The sequence below is a fragment of the Rhodococcus sp. ARC_M5 genome (genome assembly GCF_022810405.1).
In the GTDB taxonomy this organism is placed as follows: domain Bacteria; phylum Actinomycetota; class Actinomycetes; order Mycobacteriales; family Mycobacteriaceae; genus Rhodococcoides; species Rhodococcoides navarretei.
Map to the genome: position 1 here is coordinate 355438 of NZ_JALGQE010000003.1, position 16525 is coordinate 371962.

Here is a 16525-nt window from a genome sequence, read left to right on the forward strand (position 1 = left end):
GAGCGGTCGGGTCCGTGCAGTAGCGTGAGTTCTCGGACCCGACCGACCTGGGTACGTCACTATCAGGATGAGGAGACGCGATGACCTACTCGCCCGGCAGCCCTGAAAACGGGGGCTCCAACTCTGGTGGCTACGGCGGAGGTGGACCGTCCTACGGCCCGTCGTCCTCGCCCAATCAGCCGTCACCCAATCCCCAAGGTCATCCGGGTCAGAACCAGACGTTTCATCAGCCGTCGGTGTCCAATCCCTTCGGCCCGCCGGTCCCCGGAACGTCGGCACCGGTGAATCCTGCGCCACAGCCGAAGTCGAGCGGGTCGGGGCTGTCGAATCTGCCGAAGATCCTCACCTTCGTCATTCTCGGGCTCGGCATAGTGAACTTCCTGCTCGGATTGCTGGACCTCGTCACCGCCGAGGTCACCTCGTCCCAGGAGCTGCCGAGCAGCATTCAGACCTCGTTCAGCACCACGTTCTTCGCCTCCGGTGGAAGCGCGGTGTCGGTTGCACTGTTGCTGGCGGCGGGCTTGATCGCAGGAGCGTCGTTGCTGCAGAAGGACACGAAGAATCAGGGCGTGGTGGCCGCGCTGGCGATCACCGGCTTCCTGGTGTTGGCATTCCAGTCGTTGAGTCTGCCGAGCGCCGAGGGCAACGAGTTCGCCAGCACCTCCAGTTCGCTCGGCATCGGCGCGATCCTGGTGCTCGTTCTCGGCTTCGTCCAGGCAGCTGCCGCGGTCGCAGCTCTGCTGCTCGGTGCGGGCATCGTCAAGGCCCCGGTCCCCAAGCCTGCAGGCTTCGGCGGCCAGAACCAGAACCAGCAGCCCGGATTCGGCCAGCCGAACCCGTACAACGCGCCGACGACGTCGTTCGGTGGACCGTCGCAGTCGCAGGCATACGGCAATCCGCCGTCGTACGGACAGCCTCAGGGAACGTCGTCGAACTTCGGTCAAGCACCGAGCGGACAGTCGTCGGGGCAGCATTCCTACAACCCGGGTGGCCAGCCGTCGTACGGACAGTCCGCCCCCAACCCGTCTCCGCAGGGCGGCTACGCGCCGCCGCCGTACACCGGTCCGAGCGGACCTACCGCCGGGCAGGCGTACCCACCGAACCAGTACCAGTACGGGCAGCCGTCCGGATACGGTCAGCCCCCGGCGAAGTCGGACGAGCCGGAATCGGGCGATCAGTCGACGCCGTACGGCGCGCCCACGCAGTCGTTCGGTGCCACTCCCGCCGAGGACGAGAAGAAGCGCGACTGATTTCACGTCCCTCCAGGACCCCTTCGCGGCGCGCCTGACCGGTGCGCCGCGAAGATGATGCGAGTCTCGTTGCGATGAGCGATCTATTGAACCGAGAGACGCGACGCGCGGCCGCGCGGACTCCCAGTACCGGGCCGACGCCCGATCAGTCGCGTGTGCTCGCCGGGGTGGCGTTCAAGACTTCCGGACTGGTCGTGGTGATCGCAACGACGCTTGCTCTGGTCACCCTCGTCTCGGTCAACAGTGATCTGACCGGGACCCTCGGGGCGATCGCCGGGTCGTGGTTCGCGGTGCACCTCGTACCTCTGAGCATCGGCGGTACATCCCTCGGTGTCGCACCGCTCCTGCCGGCGCTGATCGTCGGCTGGTCCGTGGCGCGCACCGTTCACCGCGCAGTCGACATCGACACCGACGGCCGGATGGTGCGGTGGGTGTTCGCCGCCTCGTTGGCCGGTCCAGTCGCCGTGACCGCCATCGCCCTGGCCGTTGCACAGGATGCGTCCACCGTGATCGGACTGTCCAGCCCCAACGCACTCGTCGCCTTCTCGTGGGTCGCAGGCGTGCACGCGGCCGCGTCGGGAACGGGTCTGCTGCTCGCGCGCTGGGACTCCGTGGTGATCCGCCGCGGGCTTCCGGAGTGGGTTCGCGCACTCGTCGCACCGTTCGTTCGCGCGATCTCGATGTTCGCCGCCGGCGGCGCGGCCGTCGTACTGATCGCCCTGCTCGTCTCGTGGGAGACCGCAGGAGCGCTGGTCGAGAGCGGACGCGATGTCGTCGGCATGCTCGGCCTAACAGTGCTGTCGGTGCTCTATCTCCCCAACGTCCTCATCGGTGCTCTCGCCGTGGCCACCGGTTCCACCGCCGGATTCGGCGACGTTTCGGTCAGCCTCTTCTCGACGACGGGAGGGCCGCTTCCGCCACTGCCGATCCTGGCCGTCCTCCCCGAAGGATCCGCGCAGACCATCTGGATCGTCATGCTGGTCGTCCCGATCGGTGTCGGGCTGTTGCTCGGCCGCGACTGCGCGATTCGCAGCGCCGACATCCAGGTCGCCGTGTCCTCGGTGTGGGTCGTGGCCGCCGCCACCGGAGTGCTCGCCGCGCTGTTCGGCTATGCCGCAGGCGGCAACCTGGGCACGTTCGGAACCGTCGAGGTGACCGAGTGGAGCTTCGGGTTGCTGACGTTCGCGTGGCTCGGTGTTGTCGGCTCGGCCTCGGCCGCCGTCACCGTGTGGCGTCGAGCAGAACCCGAGCCGATCCAGGACGAGCCGATCGAGAGCGAGCCCGTTGCCGCTTCGATACCAACGGCCGAGTTGGCGATCGAGGCCGCTCCCGACGAGCCTGCGGACGTCGAGCCGGTCGAGGAAGTGGCCGAGGAGGTCGTCGAGGCGGAGGTCGTGAACGACGTCCCGGCCGAGATGCCCCCGGCCGAAGAACCGGAGGCGACCGTCCAGACCGTTGCCGACGAACCGTTGGACGCCGAGGTCGTCGCTCCTCCCACGGACCAGGACGGACCTGCCCGGTAGGTGTGCGGGGCGCAGAGACTAGGCTTTCCGCTGGCTCGAACGATCCGCCTCGATATTTCAGGAGTAGTGCGCTGACTGCCTTGCGTGAGACACCCGCGCGGGTCGTCGTCCTCGCATCGGGGACCGGCTCGCTCCTGCAGTCGCTCATCGCCGCGACTGCCACCGAGAACTATCCCGCGAGCATCGTCGCCGTCGGAGTCGACCGCGATTGCGACGCTGCCCGCCGTGCGGACGAGGCCGGGTTACCGAACTTCCGAATCGGGCTGAAGGACTACGCCGATCGGGCCCGGTGGGACATCGCACTCACCGATGCCGTCCTGGGTCACGAACCCGATCTGATCGTCACCGCCGGTTTCATGAAGATTCTCGGGTCCCGGTTTCTCGATGCTTTCGCCGGACGCATCATCAACACTCATCCTGCTCTGCTGCCGTCGTTCCCCGGTGCCCATGCCGTGCGGGATGCACTCGACCACGGCGTCAAACTGACCGGTTCGACGGTGCACTTGGTCGATTCCGGCGTCGACACCGGCCCGATCCTGGCGCAGGAAGCCGTACCGGTTCTGGACGGCGACGACGAAGCCGCGTTGCACGAACGCATCAAGATCGTGGAGCGACGGTTGCTGGTCGACGTGATCGCAGCCGTGGTCGCCACAGGTGTCACCTCCGATGGACGAAAGGCTCAGATAATCCGATGAGTGAACGTAAAGCAGTGCGCCGCGCGCTGGTCAGCGTCTACGACAAGACCGGACTGATCGAACTGGCGACAGGCTTGCACAGCGCAGGCGTCGCTCTGGTGTCCACCGGTTCGACGGCGAGCAAGATCGCCGACGCCGGAATTCCGGTCACCAAGGTCGAAGACCTCACCGGATTCCCCGAGACGCTGGAGGGACGCGTCAAGACGCTGCATCCTCGCGTCCATGCCGGCGTGCTCGCCGATACCCGCAAGCCCGAACATCTTGCCCAGCTCGAGGAGTTGGGCATCGAGGCGTTCGAGCTCGTCGTGGTGAACCTGTATCCGTTCACCGAGACCGTGGCCAGTGGGGCGACGCCCGACGAATGCGTCGAACAGATAGACATCGGTGGCCCGTCGATGGTGCGCGCCGCAGCCAAGAACCACCCGTCGGTGGCGGTCGTCGTCGACCCGGCCCGCTACGAGGACGTACTCACGGCCGTCGCCGGTGGCGGATTCACCCTCGCGGAGCGCACATCACTTGCGGCACAGGCTTTTCAACACACGGCCGCCTACGACGTCGCGGTGGCGTCGTGGATGAGCAGTGTGCTGACCCCCGACACCGAGACGGTGTTCCCGGAATGGATCGGCGGCACCTGGGACCGGTCGGCCGTGCTCCGTTACGGTGAGAACCCGCACCAGAAGGCTGCCCTGTACGTCGACTCCTCCGCTGCGGCAGGCATCGCGCAGGCCGAGCAGTTGCACGGTAAAGAGATGTCGTACAACAACTTCACTGATTCCGACGCGGCCTGGCGTGCGGCGTTCGATCACGCCGAGCCCACCGTTGCCATCATCAAGCACGCCAATCCTTGTGGCATCGCAATCGGCAAGGACATCGCCGAGGCGCACCGCAAGGCCCACGCCTGCGATCCGGTGAGTGCGTACGGTGGTGTGATCGCCGCCAACCGTGAGGTCACCGTCGAGATGGCCGAGCAGGTAGCCGAGATCTTCACCGAGGTCATCATCGCGCCGTCCTATGCAGACGGCGCACTCGGAGTGTTGAAGCGCAAGAAGAACATTCGCGTCCTGCTTGCGGTCGCACCGCCCACCTCGGGCGTCGAACTCAAGCCCGTCTCCGGCGGGGCACTGCTGCAGCAACGGGACGTGCTGGACGCGGACGGCGACAACCCGGCCAACTGGACCCTCGCAGCGGGAGAGCCGGTTGACGAGGCGACCCTGAAAGATCTCGAATTCGCTTGGCGTGCAGGCAGGGCCGTGAAGTCCAACGCGATCCTGCTCGCCCACGACGGTGCGTCGGTCGGCGTCGGAATGGGCCAGGTCAATCGCGTCGACGCTGCCCACCTCGCCGTGCAGCGAGCCGGGGATCGCGTCGTCGGTTCGGTCGCGTCCTCGGATGCGTTCTTCCCCTTCCCCGACGGTCTGCAGGTGCTGATGAGCGCAGGCGTCAAAGCTGTTGTGCAACCAGGTGGTTCGGTTCGCGACAACGAGGTGATCGCCGCAGCACAGGATGCGGGAGTGTCGCTGTATCTGACGGGTTCGCGGCACTTCGCTCACTAGCCTGTGACGCCGAACTCGAAGTTATGGATGGATTTCCGGCGAAATCCGTCCATAACTTCGAGTTCGGCTAGACCTTCGCCCCGGCGGCACGCAGTGCGTCGCGAACTCGGGCCGAAACGCCCCACGGATCGGTGCGCAATTGCATAGCGCTCACCCGGATCACCGTCCAGCCGAGTGATTCGAGAAGGTGTTGGCGCTCGATGTCCCAGGCCCGTTGCCTCTCGTCCGACCAGTGCTGCTCGCCGTCGTACTCCACCGCCACCTTCCAGCGTGCCCAGCCGATGTCGATGCGGGCGAACACCCTCCCGTCCGGACCCACCACCTCGATCTGCGTTTGCGGGCGAGGTAGTCCTGCGTTCAGGAGGGCCAGTCTTGTGCGGGTCTCCTGCGGAGATTCCGCACCTGCGTCGACCACGGCGAGTACGGCTCTCAGCTGAACTATGCCGCGAGCACCTCGATGGTTCTCTGCGAGCCGGGCGATGTCGTGAACGCCGACTCCGGTGGCGCGGACGAGTGCATCGAGTCGTGCGACGGCGGTTCCGAACGGCCTACGTCGACCGAGGTCGTATGCAGTGCGTGCCGCTGTGGTGACTGCCAAGCCGTCGGCAGTCTCGACTTCTTCGGGTAGCAGCTCGTCGAAACCGATGCGCAGGCCGTCGAACTTCCTACGATGCTCCGCCCACAGGAGTTCGGCGTCGTCATCGCCGGAGATCCACTTCGATCCGTGGAGTGCGGCAGCACTCAGGCCGGACACGACGGCGTTCCCATGTGAGTACAGCCAGGCTGCCCGCGCTCGGGTCGGTGCGTCCAGCTCGCTGTCCGGATCGATGTAGACGTCGCGATAGATCCTTCGGAAGTGGCCTCTGAGCTGCTGTCGGGTCACCAGACCGTTCACCAGTGCTTCGGATCCGACGAACGGTGCGCTGTCCATCCACGCACTGTGGCATCGAACTCGCTCGGAAAGCGGTTCGAGCGCTGGCTGTGGATGAAGAAAATAGTTGTCCACAGTTACGTGGATGTGATCGAACTTCCGCCGAAGTGTGCATCGGCTGCCGAACTCGAAGTTATGGACGGAATTTGCCCGAATTTCGTCCATAACTTCGAACTCGGCGGAACTACAACGGAGCACTCGATGGCAGCAATTGCCAAACGCTCGTAGCGTGGAGAAGTGACCTCTACCAAACCTGGCATCTCCACTCTCGGCGAACTCAAGGCATCCGGACATCGGCAGCGGTCGATCAAGGAAGAGTTGCGGGAAAATCTTCTGAAGGCATTGCGCGACGGCACGGATCCGTGGCCGGGGATCGTCGGTTTCGGCGGCACCGTGTTGCCACAGTTCGAGCGCGCGATTCTGGCCGGTCACGACGTGGTGCTGCTCGGCGAGCGTGGTCAGGGCAAGACGCGTCTGTTGCGCACCCTGAATCTGCTGCTCGACGAGTGGGTGCCGGTGATCGCCGGAGCCGAACTCGGTGAGCATCCCTACGAGCCCATCACCCCCGCGAGCATCAGGAAAGCCAAAGAACTCGGCGACGATCTGCCGGTCGAGTGGCGGCACCGCAGCGAGCGGTACGCCGAGAAGCTCGCGACCCCGGATACGTCGGTGGCGGACCTTGTGGGCGACGTCGACCCGGTGAAGGTGGCCGAGGGCCGCAGCCTCGGTGACCCGGAGACCATTCACTTCGGTCTGGTTCCCCGCAGTCACCGCGGCATCGTGGCGATCAACGAGCTGCCCGACCTCGCCGAGCGCATCCAGGTGTCGCTGCTCAACGTCATGGAGGAGCGCGATATCCAGGTTCGCGGCTACACCCTGCGGCTGCCGCTCGACGTGATGCTCGTGGCGAGCGCGAACCCCGAGGACTACACCAATCGCGGACGCATCATCACTCCGCTCAAGGACCGTTTCGGCGCGGAGATCAGGACGCACTACCCCCTCGAACTCGACGCCGAGGTGGCAGTCATCGACCAGGAAGCGGAGCTGCAGGCGACGGTTCCCACTTATCTGCTCGAGGTGCTGGCGCGATTCACCCGATTGCTGCGCGAGTCGCCGTCGGTCGATCAGCGCTCCGGCGTCTCCGCTCGGTTCGCGATCGCTGCGGCCGAAACCATCGCTGCCGCAGCCGTTCACCGGGCCGCGATTCTCGGAGAGGCAGAGCCCGTGGCCCGGCCTGTCGACCTCGGGACCATCATCGAGGTGTTGCGCGGCAAGGTCGAATTCGAGTCGGGTGAGGAAGGCCGCGAAATCGAGGTCCTCGAGCACATGCTGCGCCGCGCGACCGCCGATACCGTGCGTGCTCACCTCGGCGGCATCAACCTCGCCGCTCTGGTGACGGCCATCGAGACGGGCGAACCGATCGTCACCGGCGACCGCATCACCGCCAAGGCGCTGCTCGACGAGCTGCCCGACGTCGAGGTGATCGGCGACATCCACGAGCGTCTGAACGCTACGTCGGACGGCGAGAAGGCAGCTGCCGTCGAACTCGCTCTCGAAGGTCTGTATCTGGCGCGTCGCATTTCCAAGGATCCCGACGACGACGGTCAGACGGTGTACAGCTGATGCGTCGCTCCAGATACGGGCGGTATCACGACGGGCCGGATCCTCTTGCGCCACCGGTGGATCTGCGCGAGGCGCTCGACGCCATAGGCGAGGACGTGCTCGAGGGCGCGTCCCCGCGTCGGGCACTGCAGGAGATGCTGCGGCGCGGAACGAAGAACATGCGTGGGCTCGACGACCTCGCTGCTCAGGCCGCCAAACGTCGGCGAGATCTGTTGAAGAAGAACAACCTCGACGGCACGTTGCAGGAAGTGCGGGAGCTGCTGGACAAGGCGGTGCTCGAAGAGCGCAAGGCACTTGCGCGTGCCCTCGACGACGATGCGCGTTTCCAGGAGATGCAGATCGGTGATCTGTCATCGTCCACTGCCCAAGCGGTGCAAGAGCTTTCGGACTACGACTGGCGATCGCCGCAGGGACGCGAGAATTACGAGAAGATCAAGGATCTGCTCGGACGCGAAATGCTCGACCAGCGTTTCGCCGGGATGAAGCAGGCGCTCGAAGGTGCCACCGACGAGGACCGTCAGGCCATCAGCGAGATGCTGAAAGACCTCAACGAATTGCTCGACGCCCACAACAAGGGCGAGGACACCGACGAGCAGTTCGAAGAGTTCATGAACAAGCACGGTCAGCACTTCCCGGAGAACCCGAAGAATGTCGACGAGCTACTCGATTCATTGGCGGAAAGAGCTGCTGCCGCACAGCGACTACGTAACTCTCTGTCTCCCGAGCAGCGTGCCGAGTTGGATGCGTTGGCGCAGCAGGCCTTCGGCGACTCGAATCTGTTGAGCCAGCTCGATCAGCTCGATCAGAATCTGCAGCAGGCCCGGCCCGGTGAGGACTGGGACGGCTCGCAGAACTTCCGTGGCGAGAACGGCATGGGCCTCGGCGACGGTACCGGTGCGCTTCAGGACATCGCGGATCTCGAGAACCTGGGCAATCAGCTCTCGCAGCAGTACAACGGCGCTGCCTTGGACGACATCGACGCCGACGCGTTGCTGAAGCAACTCGGGCCCGAGGCTGCGGCCGATGCGAGGATGCTCGCCGAGCTCGAAAAGGCGCTGCAGCAGCAGGGTTTCATGGACAAGGGTGCCGACGGCCAATGGCGTCTCTCACCCAAGGCGATGCGGCAGCTGGGGCAGTCCGCACTCAAGGATGTCGCAGGAAAGCTGTCCCGACGCGGCGGCGAGCGAGACACCCGCAAGGCGGGCGCGATGGGCGAGCCCACCGGTGCGTCGCGTGCGTGGGAGTTCGGCGACACCGAGCCATGGGATGTCACGCGCACGGTGAACAATGCGGTACTGCGCTCGGCTGCAACGGGATCGGGCTTTCCGGTGCAGCTGCAGGTGACCGATGTGGAGATCAGCGAGACCGAGACCAGAACGCAGGCCGCGGTTGCATTGCTGGTCGATACCTCGTTCTCGATGGTGATGGACGGGCGGTGGGTGCCGATGAAGCGCACAGCGCTGGCTCTCAACCATCTGGTCAGCACTCGCTTCCGCGGAGACGATCTGCAACTCATCGGATTCGGGAGGCATGCACAGACATTGACGGCGTCGGAGCTGGCCGGGTTGGACGGTGCCTACGATCAGGGCACCAATCTGCACCACGCTCTGATGCTCGCGGTACGTCATCTGCGGCGTCATCCCAATGCGCAGCCGGTCGTGCTGATCGTCACCGACGGTGAGCCGACGGCGCATCTCGAGCCGGACGGCCATGCGTACTTCGACTACCCGCCGTCGTCGAAGACGCTGGGGCTGACCGTCCGGGAGCTCGATACCGTCGCGAAACTCGGTGCCCAGGTGACGATCTTCCGGCTCGGAGACGATCCGGGCCTGGCACGAGTGGTCGACAAGATGGCCGAGCGCGTGGGCGGACGCGTCATCGCCCCGGATCTGGACGGACTCGGTGCCGCGGTGGTGACCGACTACCTCAAGCGTCGGCGATCCTGATTACTTCTCTGCTGCCTTGATGTCCACCGAAACGCCGCCCCAGAAGGCGAAACCGGTGACGATGACGCGCGGTGCGCCGGGGTGCGTCGCGCTGACGTGCTCGAATCCGCCCATGATGCCCATGCCGCGGACTTCGACGCTCACTCCGGGCGGCACGGTGACCTCGACGCCGCCCATGATGGCGACACAGTTGATGGTGGTTTCCTCGGCGGTGAACGATGCGCGGCGTAGGTCGAGTTCTATGCCGCCCCAGAATGCGATTGCGTCGATGCGTGCGGCGGGGGTCCACTCGCCCTTGCGCACGGCACCGCTCATGATCGCGATCACGCGGTCGTTCGAGGAACCACCGGACGGTACGGCCGCTGGGGGAGGGGACAGCACCAGGTCGCCGGTCAGCACATCGAGCTCGCCGTAGGTCTTCGCCTGGTACACCGCAGCGGTGCGCTCGTCGTATTCGCTGACGGTGAGTTGGCCGTTCGCGAACGCGTCGCTCAGCAACTGGGCGACGAGGTTCCGGTCCGCATCGGCCGCGCGAACCTGGCTTCGATCTCGGTCGGGGAGATGATCGCTCACTGCCCGGACACTACCGGTGCCGGGGTCAGGCCGCATTCAGGATCGTGCGGCTCCCGAGCGGTGACGCAAGAGTCATCTGCATGGTGGCGTAGACGGCAACCATGATGCAGGACTTGTCGGCGGCATCGGGCCTGGTTCCGGTTCGCAGCTCGATGGTCACGGTCGTGTCGGTCTCGGTGACCGACGCGTCGGCTCCGTAGCACTCGGGTGTGCCGGTCACGAAGTGCACCGCAATGGTGTTGGGGGATACCTGGCTCCACGACTCGAACGGAGTGGTGGTGGCGCGGATCAGGCCGGGGGTGGCCTCGAACATCGTGCCCACGTCGCCGACGGGAACTTCGTGCGGAACCGGAGGGGCGCTGGGTTGCTGGACGAGTCCCATGGGTGTTGTGGAGTCGATGCTGGGCGTTGTGTCCTCGTCGCTACCGGCGGCGGTGCTGCAGCCGGCCAGCAGCAGGCACAGCATGACACCCGCGGCGAGAAACCTCATGAGTCCAAAGTAGCGCTGGGAGCTGAGGAGAACCTTTGTGTTCGGCTCACGCGAGGAAGACCGTCACGAGCGCGATGACGGGGATGGAGACGAGCGTGGTCACGAACGCGGTGTCGCGGGCGAGCACCACCCCGCGCTGGTAGCGGCTGGCGAAGACGAACACGTTCTGCGCGGTGGGCAGTGCGGAGACGACGACGATGGCGAACAGATCGTGCCCGTCCAGACCGAAGACGAACCTGGCCATGAGGTAGCCGAGCACCGGCTGCAGCGCCATCTTGAACACGGTTGCCAGGGCCACGTCCCGCCGCGGACTGATGCCTTTCTGCAGGACCCTGGCACCGTAGAGGGACAGACCGAAGGCGAGCAGCGCCCCGGGCACGGACAGGTTGCCAACGAGTTGGAACGGCTGCATGAGCGCCTCGGGGAGCTCGTATCCGGTGATCGACAGCACGAGGCCTGCGGCTCCGGCCACCACGATCGGATTGCGAAACGGCGTGGTGACGGTCTTGAACAGCGAGACCTTGTCGATCTTGGTGGAAATGTCGAGGATGGTGACGGCGATCGGCGTGTAGAACATGATCTGGAACAGCAGCAGGGGAGCGACGAAGTTCGCGTCGCCCAGAACGAACACGGCGATCGGGATGCCCAGGTTGGCGGCATTGACGTACGAACTCGCGAGTGCGCCGATGGTCGCGTCGGGCACGGACCGTTTCAGCGCGAGCTTCGCGATGACGAAGTAGATGGCCCCGACGAGCAGTGCCGTGGAACCGGCGACGGCCAATACCGGCGAGAGAATCACCGACAGATCGGAATTGGCCAACGTGACGAACAGCAATGCCGGTGTCGCGACGAAGAACACGAGACGACCGAGGACGAATTGGCCGTGCTCACCCAGCACATTCAGGTGAGCAAGAAGGTATCCCAGGGCGATGACGACGAAGATGACGGTGAAGCCCTCGAGAACGCCGGACATCGTCGAAGTGCTCATTTCTTGCTGGGAACGACAGAAAGGCCACGTAGCCGAGGGCTACGTGGCCTTTCTCGAAAGCTGATTCAGCGGCTGGTGAACGGCAGCAATGCCATTTCACGAGCGTTCTTCACTGCGACAGCGACCTGGCGCTGCTGCTGCGGGGTGAGCCCGGTGACCCGACGGCTGCGGATCTTGCCGCGGTCGGAAATGAACTGACGAAGAAGGTTGATGTCCTTGTAGTCCACCGTGGTGACCTTGGCGGCGTTCAACGGGTTCTTCTTCGGTCGACGACCCGCCTCTGCGCGGACCTTCTTCGACGGTGCTCTCTTGACTGCCATCTCTACCTTTTCCCTTACCAGCTCGACTTGTGGACGCCTGGCAGTTCCCCGCGGTGAGCCATCTCGCGCATTTTCACGCGGGACAGCCCGAATTTCCGTAGGTAACCGCGCGGACGTCCATCCGCAGCGTCACGATTGCGCAATCGTACCGGACTCGAATCGCGTGGCAGACGCTGCAGTGCCGCCTGGGCCTGCGCGCGCTCGGAGTCGCTGCTCGAGGGCTTGCGGATGATCTCCTTGAGCTCGCCGCGACGCGTTGCCCAGCGGGCGACAACGAGCTTGCGTTGCTCGTTCTTCGCAATCTTCGATTTCTTGGCCATGGCTATCGCTCTTCCCTGAAGTCGACGTGCTTGCGCACGACCGGGTCGTATTTCTTCATGACCAGTCGGTCGGGGTCGTTGCGGCGGTTCTTGCGGGTGACGTAGGTGTAGCCGGTGCCGGCGGTCGACTTCAGCTTGACGATCGGACGGACGTCCGTGCTCTTGCCCATCAGATCCTCTCCCCGCGTGCGCGGATCTTGGCGACCACGGCGTCGATGCCGTCGCGGTCGATGGTCTTGATGCCCTTGGCCGAGAGCGTGAGGGTGACGCGGCGTCCGAGGCTGGGCGCGTAGTAGGTCTTGCGCTGGATGTTGGGATCCCAGCGGCGGCTGGTGCGCACGTGGGAGTGCGAGACCGACTTTCCGAAGCTGGGGGTGCGGCCGGTGACCTGGCAGTGCGCTGACATGAGCGTTCCTTTCTTGCCGTTATGACAATCGTTTTCGACAAAGCGTTCATCCGAATGTAGCGTGCATCCTCAGATAATGACAATCGTTGTCGAGAAGAAAGGTGCCCGTGAACTACTCACCGGACGATCGAACCCCGATGGTCCTCGTCTCCGGCTGGACCGGAGCCATGGACGCGGTCGTGACATCGCTGCTCGCGCCGGGAACTGTCGCTGTTCGCCACGATCTGAGCCGCGTCACCGAGGGCGTCGTGCGTCGCACGCTGTACGTCCTGGGTGAGAATCCGCGCGAGACGATCCTGGAGCTGGCGCACGGCTGCGTCTCGTGCACGCTCCGTGAGGATCTGCTGCCACTGCTGCGTGCACTGTCCACGCGCAGCAGTGTCGATCGCATCGTGCTCGTCATGGACCCGGCGCTCGAACCCGAAGCGTTGTGCTGGGCGGTGGACAACGTCATCGTCGCGGACGTGGTGGGGCAGATCGACGGACCCGCCTCGCGAGATGTGCGTATCGAGGCCGTGATCGGCTGTCTCGACGCCGCAACCTGGTTGGCCGACGCCACCGGCGACGACACCCTGGCCGACCGTGGCGTCGTCGCCAGTGGTGACGACGATCGAACCGTCGCGCAGCTGGTAGTAGGGCAGGTCGACTACGCCGACGCGCTCGTCGTCACCGCAGGTCCCGATGTCGACGCCTGGGAGCGGGCCAGGCTCGCGGCTGTCCTCGCGCGGTTGGCACCGAACGCACCTGTCGTCTGGGTTCCGCAGGACTCGATGGTCGACGGACCGGCTGTTCTCGCGTCTGTTCCCCTCGATGCCCGGCGCGGTGAGATCACCGACGCCCACTCGCCGCTGTTGCGCGGCCAGCCGCCCCTGTCCGTCGACTGCGGAGTCGCGCTCGTGGAGTTCGCTGCAACGAGGCCCTTCCACCCCGAACGATTGCACGAGGCCATCGACGTGTTGCTCGACGGCGTCGTCACCGCGCGCGGACGGGCGTGGGTGGCCACGCAACCCGACGAGGCGCTGTGGATCGAATCGGCCGGCGGCGGACTACGGGTTGCGAGCGCCGGAAAGTGGCTTGCTGCAATGACTCCGGTGGAACAGGACCGCGTCGACACCACCAGGCGGGCGATGGCTGCGCTGCGGTGGGACGAGCAGTTCGGCGATCGAGACACCTCCCTGGTGATCCTCGTTCATCAGGCCGACCCCACCGAGATCGACCGAACTCTGCAGTGGGCGTTGGTCTCCGACGACGAGATGACCGATCCCGCCCAGTGGGCCACGTGGACCGACCCGTTCGGCCAATGGCACGAAGACCCCTGCGAGAGCAGTGAATCCCCGTACGTAGAACAAGCACGAGAGGCAACAGAATGAAACCAGGCATCCATCCCGACTACCACCCGGTCGTGTTCCAGGACTCGAGCACCGGGAACAAGTTCCTCACCAGATCGACCGTCACGTCCGCCCGCGAGACCGAGTGGGAAGACGGCAACACCTACCCGCTGATCGTCGTCGACGTCTCGTCGGAATCACATCCCTTCTGGACCGGGGCTGCGCGCGTGATGGACACCCAGGGACGCGTCGAGAAGTTCGAGAAGCGGTACGGCCGCCGAAGCCGAAAGGACGCCTGAGTCATGGCTGTTCCAAAGAGGAAGATGTCGCGTTCGAATACCCGAAGCAGGCGGGCGCAATGGAAGGCCGTTGCTCCGGATCTGGTGACGGTGCGTTTCCAAGGTCGAGAGTTCAGAGTGCCGCGAAGATTGGTCAAAGCCGTCCAGGCCGGGGTGTACGACCCGAGCTGACCTCCGACGGGTCTATCTTCACATTCATGAACGATGGACCCAGTTCGCGAGATGTGAAGCGATGGCGGCAATACCTCGCAGACGAGCGGGCCGAGGCCGCCGTCTATCGCGATCTGGCGGGTAGACGCAGCGGCGAGGAGCGCGAGATCCTCCTCGCGCTCGCCGATGCGGAAGGCCGACACGAGCAGCATTGGCGAAATTTGCTCGGCGATCGCGTCGGGATGCCGCTCAAGGGTGATATCCGCACGCGCATCCTCGGGGTGTTGGCTCGCCGCTTCGGTTCGGTGTTCGTACTCGCGCTGGCACAACGAGCCGAAACCCGTTCGCCGTACGCCACCGACGCCGACGCCACGGAGGCCATGACGGCCGACGAGCAGATCCATGCCGAGGTCATCAGGGCGCTGGCAGCCCGCGGTCGCAATCGACTGTCCGGCACCTTCCGGGCTGCGGTGTTCGGGGCCAACGACGGTCTGGTGAGCAACCTGGCTCTGGTCCTCGGCATCAGCGGATCCGGGGTGTCCAACCAGATCGTCCTGATCACCGGCCTCGCAGGACTGCTCGCCGGCGCGCTGTCGATGGGTGCGGGCGAATACGTCTCGGTCCGTTCACAACGTGAATTGCTCGAGGCGTCGTCCCCGGACAGCGGGGCGCGAGATGCCGTCAGACACCTCGACGTCGACGCCAACGAACTGGCACTGGTGTACCGAGCCCGAGGAATGACGCACGAGGAGGCCGACGCCAAAGCGGCGGAAGTACTGCGGCTACTACCTGCGGACGAGATGGCCCCCGACGTCGACCAGCACGAGTCGATCGGAACCGGACTCGGTGCCGCCGGAGCCAGCTTCTGCTTCTTCGCTTCCGGAGCCGTCATCCCGGTCCTGCCGTACCTGTTCGGCCTCGAAGGCTATGTGGCCCTTGCCCTTGCGGCTGTCCTTGTTGGGCTGGCACTGATCTGCACGGGCCTGGTGGTGGGACTGCTCAGCGGTGGGCCACCGGTCAAACGTGCTCTGCGACAGCTGGCTATCGGCTACGGCGCGGCCGGGGCGACATATCTGTTGGGCTTGGCATTCGGTGGGGGAGTGTAGAGATCTGTGTGCTGCGTGTACGCGCCGCACAGACAGTGCGAAATAGGAACTCGACGCCGTAGTGGCTTTTCTTGTCGGTAGGTGGACCGACAATGTTGCCGTGGCCATCATCGACCTGACTCGTGAAGATCATTCCTACTTCTTTGGCTTGTTTCAGACCGATGGTCACCTTCAGGGTGGTACCAGGCAGAGAGGCAAAGCAACAATTGAACTGGCAGTAAAGGACATTGACCTGCTACTGCAGCTTCCGCACCTGTTCGACGGCGTGAAGTCGACAGTTTCGACGAGAACCCGGACGACGAACTTCGCTGCCACGTATACGAGTGCGACGTGGCGAATGTGCAACCTCGCGTTCCGGCGCGAATTAGAGTTGAGCGGCGTGCCTGTCGGACGCAAGTCCAAAGAAGTGAGTCCGCCCAGCCGTCAATTTCATCAACGAGGCTATTTCCGTGGTCTCTTGGATGGCGACGGCAGCGTTGGTTTCACTCGCGCAGGTTTGCCCTTCATCGGATTTGTCACGGCGTCATCCAGTTTGGCGGACTACTTCTGCTCGACAGTCAAGAACATCACCGGTGCTGAGCGCACTGCAAAGCGCAATGCTCGCGACGACATCTTCTCGCTGATGGTGGCCAGCGAACCCGCGTCACGTTTGGCCGAGTGGGCCTACCCCCAGGGATGCTTGGCCTTGAACCGAAAGAGTACGGCGGCAGCAGCTGTCGCTGCCTGGGTAAGACCTCAAGGCATGCGTGCACGTCCGGTTTTCGGCAGACAGCCATGGACACTGGAGGAGGACACGGTCGTGGCGTCCACGAAAGTCAAGGAGGCGGCCATGCTGCTCGGTCGAACTGAAAGCGCCGTGAACGTCCGCCGTTGGCGGTTGCGAAATGCGGCCACGAGCGCGCCCGCGACGGATGGAATGGAACAACTTTTCTAGAGACGGATTGTGCGTGGGGAGGTAGTGACGCAGAATGAATCGGGACTGGATTGTCCGCGTTCGTCCCGTTGTGCGTCGTTGTTCTCGTGC

General features: G+C 64.7%; 19 protein-coding genes. 11 read left to right on the forward strand and 8 right to left on the reverse strand.

What is annotated here, in order from left to right:
* The first annotated feature begins 80 nt into the window (after nucleotides 1-80).
* The 4 genes from MTX34_RS07195 to purH all read left to right on the forward strand — a co-directional run bounded on the left by MTX34_RS07195 (nucleotide 81) and on the right by purH (nucleotide 5021).
* Nucleotides 81-1250 carry a DUF5336 domain-containing protein gene (locus MTX34_RS07195; RefSeq protein WP_243608910.1) on the forward strand — a complete coding sequence of 390 codons (1170 nt, stop codon included), beginning with the start codon at nucleotides 81-83 and terminating at the stop codon, nucleotides 1248-1250.
* A gap of 74 nt (nucleotides 1251-1324) precedes the next feature.
* Nucleotides 1325-2773, forward strand: coding sequence for a DUF6350 family protein (locus MTX34_RS07200; protein WP_243608911.1), 1449 nt, complete (start codon nucleotides 1325-1327; stop codon nucleotides 2771-2773).
* Nucleotides 2774-2853: 80 nt separating this feature from the next.
* Complete coding sequence (purN, locus tag MTX34_RS07205) at nucleotides 2854-3468, forward strand: phosphoribosylglycinamide formyltransferase (RefSeq protein ID WP_243593701.1); 615 nt, start codon at nucleotides 2854-2856, stop codon at nucleotides 3466-3468.
* Nucleotides 3465-5021, forward strand: a complete 1557-nt coding sequence (gene purH, locus MTX34_RS07210) for a bifunctional phosphoribosylaminoimidazolecarboxamide formyltransferase/IMP cyclohydrolase (RefSeq protein WP_243608912.1) — start codon at nucleotides 3465-3467, stop codon at nucleotides 5019-5021. Before purN ends, purH begins: the two co-directional genes overlap by 4 nt.
* A 67-nt stretch (nucleotides 5022-5088) precedes the next feature.
* On the opposite strand, the gene MTX34_RS07215 is transcribed toward purH, so the two are convergent.
* Nucleotides 5089-5952 carry a DUF559 domain-containing protein gene (locus tag MTX34_RS07215; RefSeq protein ID WP_243608913.1) on the reverse strand — a complete coding sequence of 288 codons (864 nt, stop codon included), beginning with the start codon at nucleotides 5950-5952 and terminating at the stop codon, nucleotides 5089-5091.
* Between the two features lie 237 nt (nucleotides 5953-6189).
* On the opposite strand from MTX34_RS07215, the gene MTX34_RS07220 reads away from it, so the two are divergent.
* Both MTX34_RS07220 and MTX34_RS07225 read left to right on the forward strand, forming a co-directional pair.
* Nucleotides 6190-7575 carry an ATP-binding protein gene (locus MTX34_RS07220; RefSeq protein ID WP_243593698.1) on the forward strand — a complete coding sequence of 462 codons (1386 nt, stop codon included), beginning with the start codon at nucleotides 6190-6192 and terminating at the stop codon, nucleotides 7573-7575.
* Nucleotides 7575-9521 (forward strand): VWA domain-containing protein, encoded by a 1947-nt coding sequence (locus MTX34_RS07225; protein ID WP_243608914.1) that lies wholly within the window; start codon nucleotides 7575-7577, stop codon nucleotides 9519-9521. Before MTX34_RS07220 ends, MTX34_RS07225 begins: the two co-directional genes overlap by 1 nt.
* On the opposite strand, the gene MTX34_RS07230 is transcribed toward MTX34_RS07225, so the two are convergent.
* The 7 genes from MTX34_RS07230 to rpmB form a co-directional block, all read right to left on the reverse strand.
* Nucleotides 9522-10094 carry a DUF1707 domain-containing protein gene (locus tag MTX34_RS07230; RefSeq protein WP_243593696.1) on the reverse strand — a complete coding sequence of 191 codons (573 nt, stop codon included), beginning with the start codon at nucleotides 10092-10094 and terminating at the stop codon, nucleotides 9522-9524.
* Between the two features lie 25 nt (nucleotides 10095-10119).
* Nucleotides 10120-10584 (reverse strand): hypothetical protein, encoded by a 465-nt coding sequence (locus tag MTX34_RS07235; RefSeq protein WP_243593695.1) that lies wholly within the window; start codon nucleotides 10582-10584, stop codon nucleotides 10120-10122.
* Between the two features lie 46 nt (nucleotides 10585-10630).
* Nucleotides 10631-11557 (reverse strand): AEC family transporter, encoded by a 927-nt coding sequence (locus tag MTX34_RS07240; RefSeq protein ID WP_243608954.1) that lies wholly within the window; start codon nucleotides 11555-11557, stop codon nucleotides 10631-10633.
* 80 nt (nucleotides 11558-11637) lie between these two features.
* Nucleotides 11638-11892, reverse strand: a complete 255-nt coding sequence (gene rpsR / locus MTX34_RS07245) for a 30S ribosomal protein S18 (RefSeq protein ID WP_008719028.1) — start codon at nucleotides 11890-11892, stop codon at nucleotides 11638-11640.
* Nucleotides 11893-11906: 14 nt separating this feature from the next.
* Nucleotides 11907-12212 (reverse strand): 30S ribosomal protein S14, encoded by a 306-nt coding sequence (gene rpsN / locus MTX34_RS07250; RefSeq protein WP_243608915.1) that lies wholly within the window; start codon nucleotides 12210-12212, stop codon nucleotides 11907-11909.
* A 2-nt stretch (nucleotides 12213-12214) separates the two neighbouring features.
* Entirely contained in the window at nucleotides 12215-12385 is a 171-nt protein-coding gene (gene rpmG, locus MTX34_RS07255; RefSeq protein WP_170944568.1) for a 50S ribosomal protein L33, read from the reverse strand.
* Nucleotides 12382-12618, reverse strand: coding sequence for a 50S ribosomal protein L28 (gene rpmB / locus MTX34_RS07260; RefSeq protein WP_243608916.1), 237 nt, complete (start codon nucleotides 12616-12618; stop codon nucleotides 12382-12384). The genes rpmG and rpmB overlap by 4 nt, the downstream gene beginning before the upstream one ends.
* A 137-nt stretch (nucleotides 12619-12755) precedes the next feature.
* On the opposite strand from rpmB, the gene mrf reads away from it, so the two are divergent.
* From mrf to MTX34_RS07285, 5 genes are all read left to right on the forward strand, one after another.
* The gene (gene mrf, locus MTX34_RS07265; RefSeq protein ID WP_243608955.1) at nucleotides 12756-13988 is read left to right on the forward strand and encodes a ribosome hibernation factor-recruiting GTPase MRF; all 1233 of its coding nucleotides are present in this window, start codon (nucleotides 12756-12758) and stop codon (nucleotides 13986-13988) included.
* Nucleotides 13985-14245, forward strand: a complete 261-nt coding sequence (locus MTX34_RS07270; RefSeq protein WP_121870664.1) for a type B 50S ribosomal protein L31 — start codon at nucleotides 13985-13987, stop codon at nucleotides 14243-14245. The genes mrf and MTX34_RS07270 overlap by 4 nt, the downstream gene beginning before the upstream one ends.
* 3 nt (nucleotides 14246-14248) lie before the next feature.
* The gene (gene rpmF / locus MTX34_RS07275) at nucleotides 14249-14416 is read left to right on the forward strand and encodes a 50S ribosomal protein L32 (protein ID WP_027496033.1); all 168 of its coding nucleotides are present in this window, start codon (nucleotides 14249-14251) and stop codon (nucleotides 14414-14416) included.
* A gap of 26 nt (nucleotides 14417-14442) precedes the next feature.
* Complete coding sequence (locus tag MTX34_RS07280; protein ID WP_243608917.1) at nucleotides 14443-15501, forward strand: VIT1/CCC1 family protein; 1059 nt, start codon at nucleotides 14443-14445, stop codon at nucleotides 15499-15501.
* 100 nt (nucleotides 15502-15601) lie between these two features.
* A complete protein-coding gene (locus MTX34_RS07285; protein ID WP_243608918.1) occupies nucleotides 15602-16435 on the forward strand; it encodes an LAGLIDADG family homing endonuclease in 834 nt (277 codons plus the stop codon).
* Nucleotides 16436-16525 lie beyond the last annotated feature (90 nt).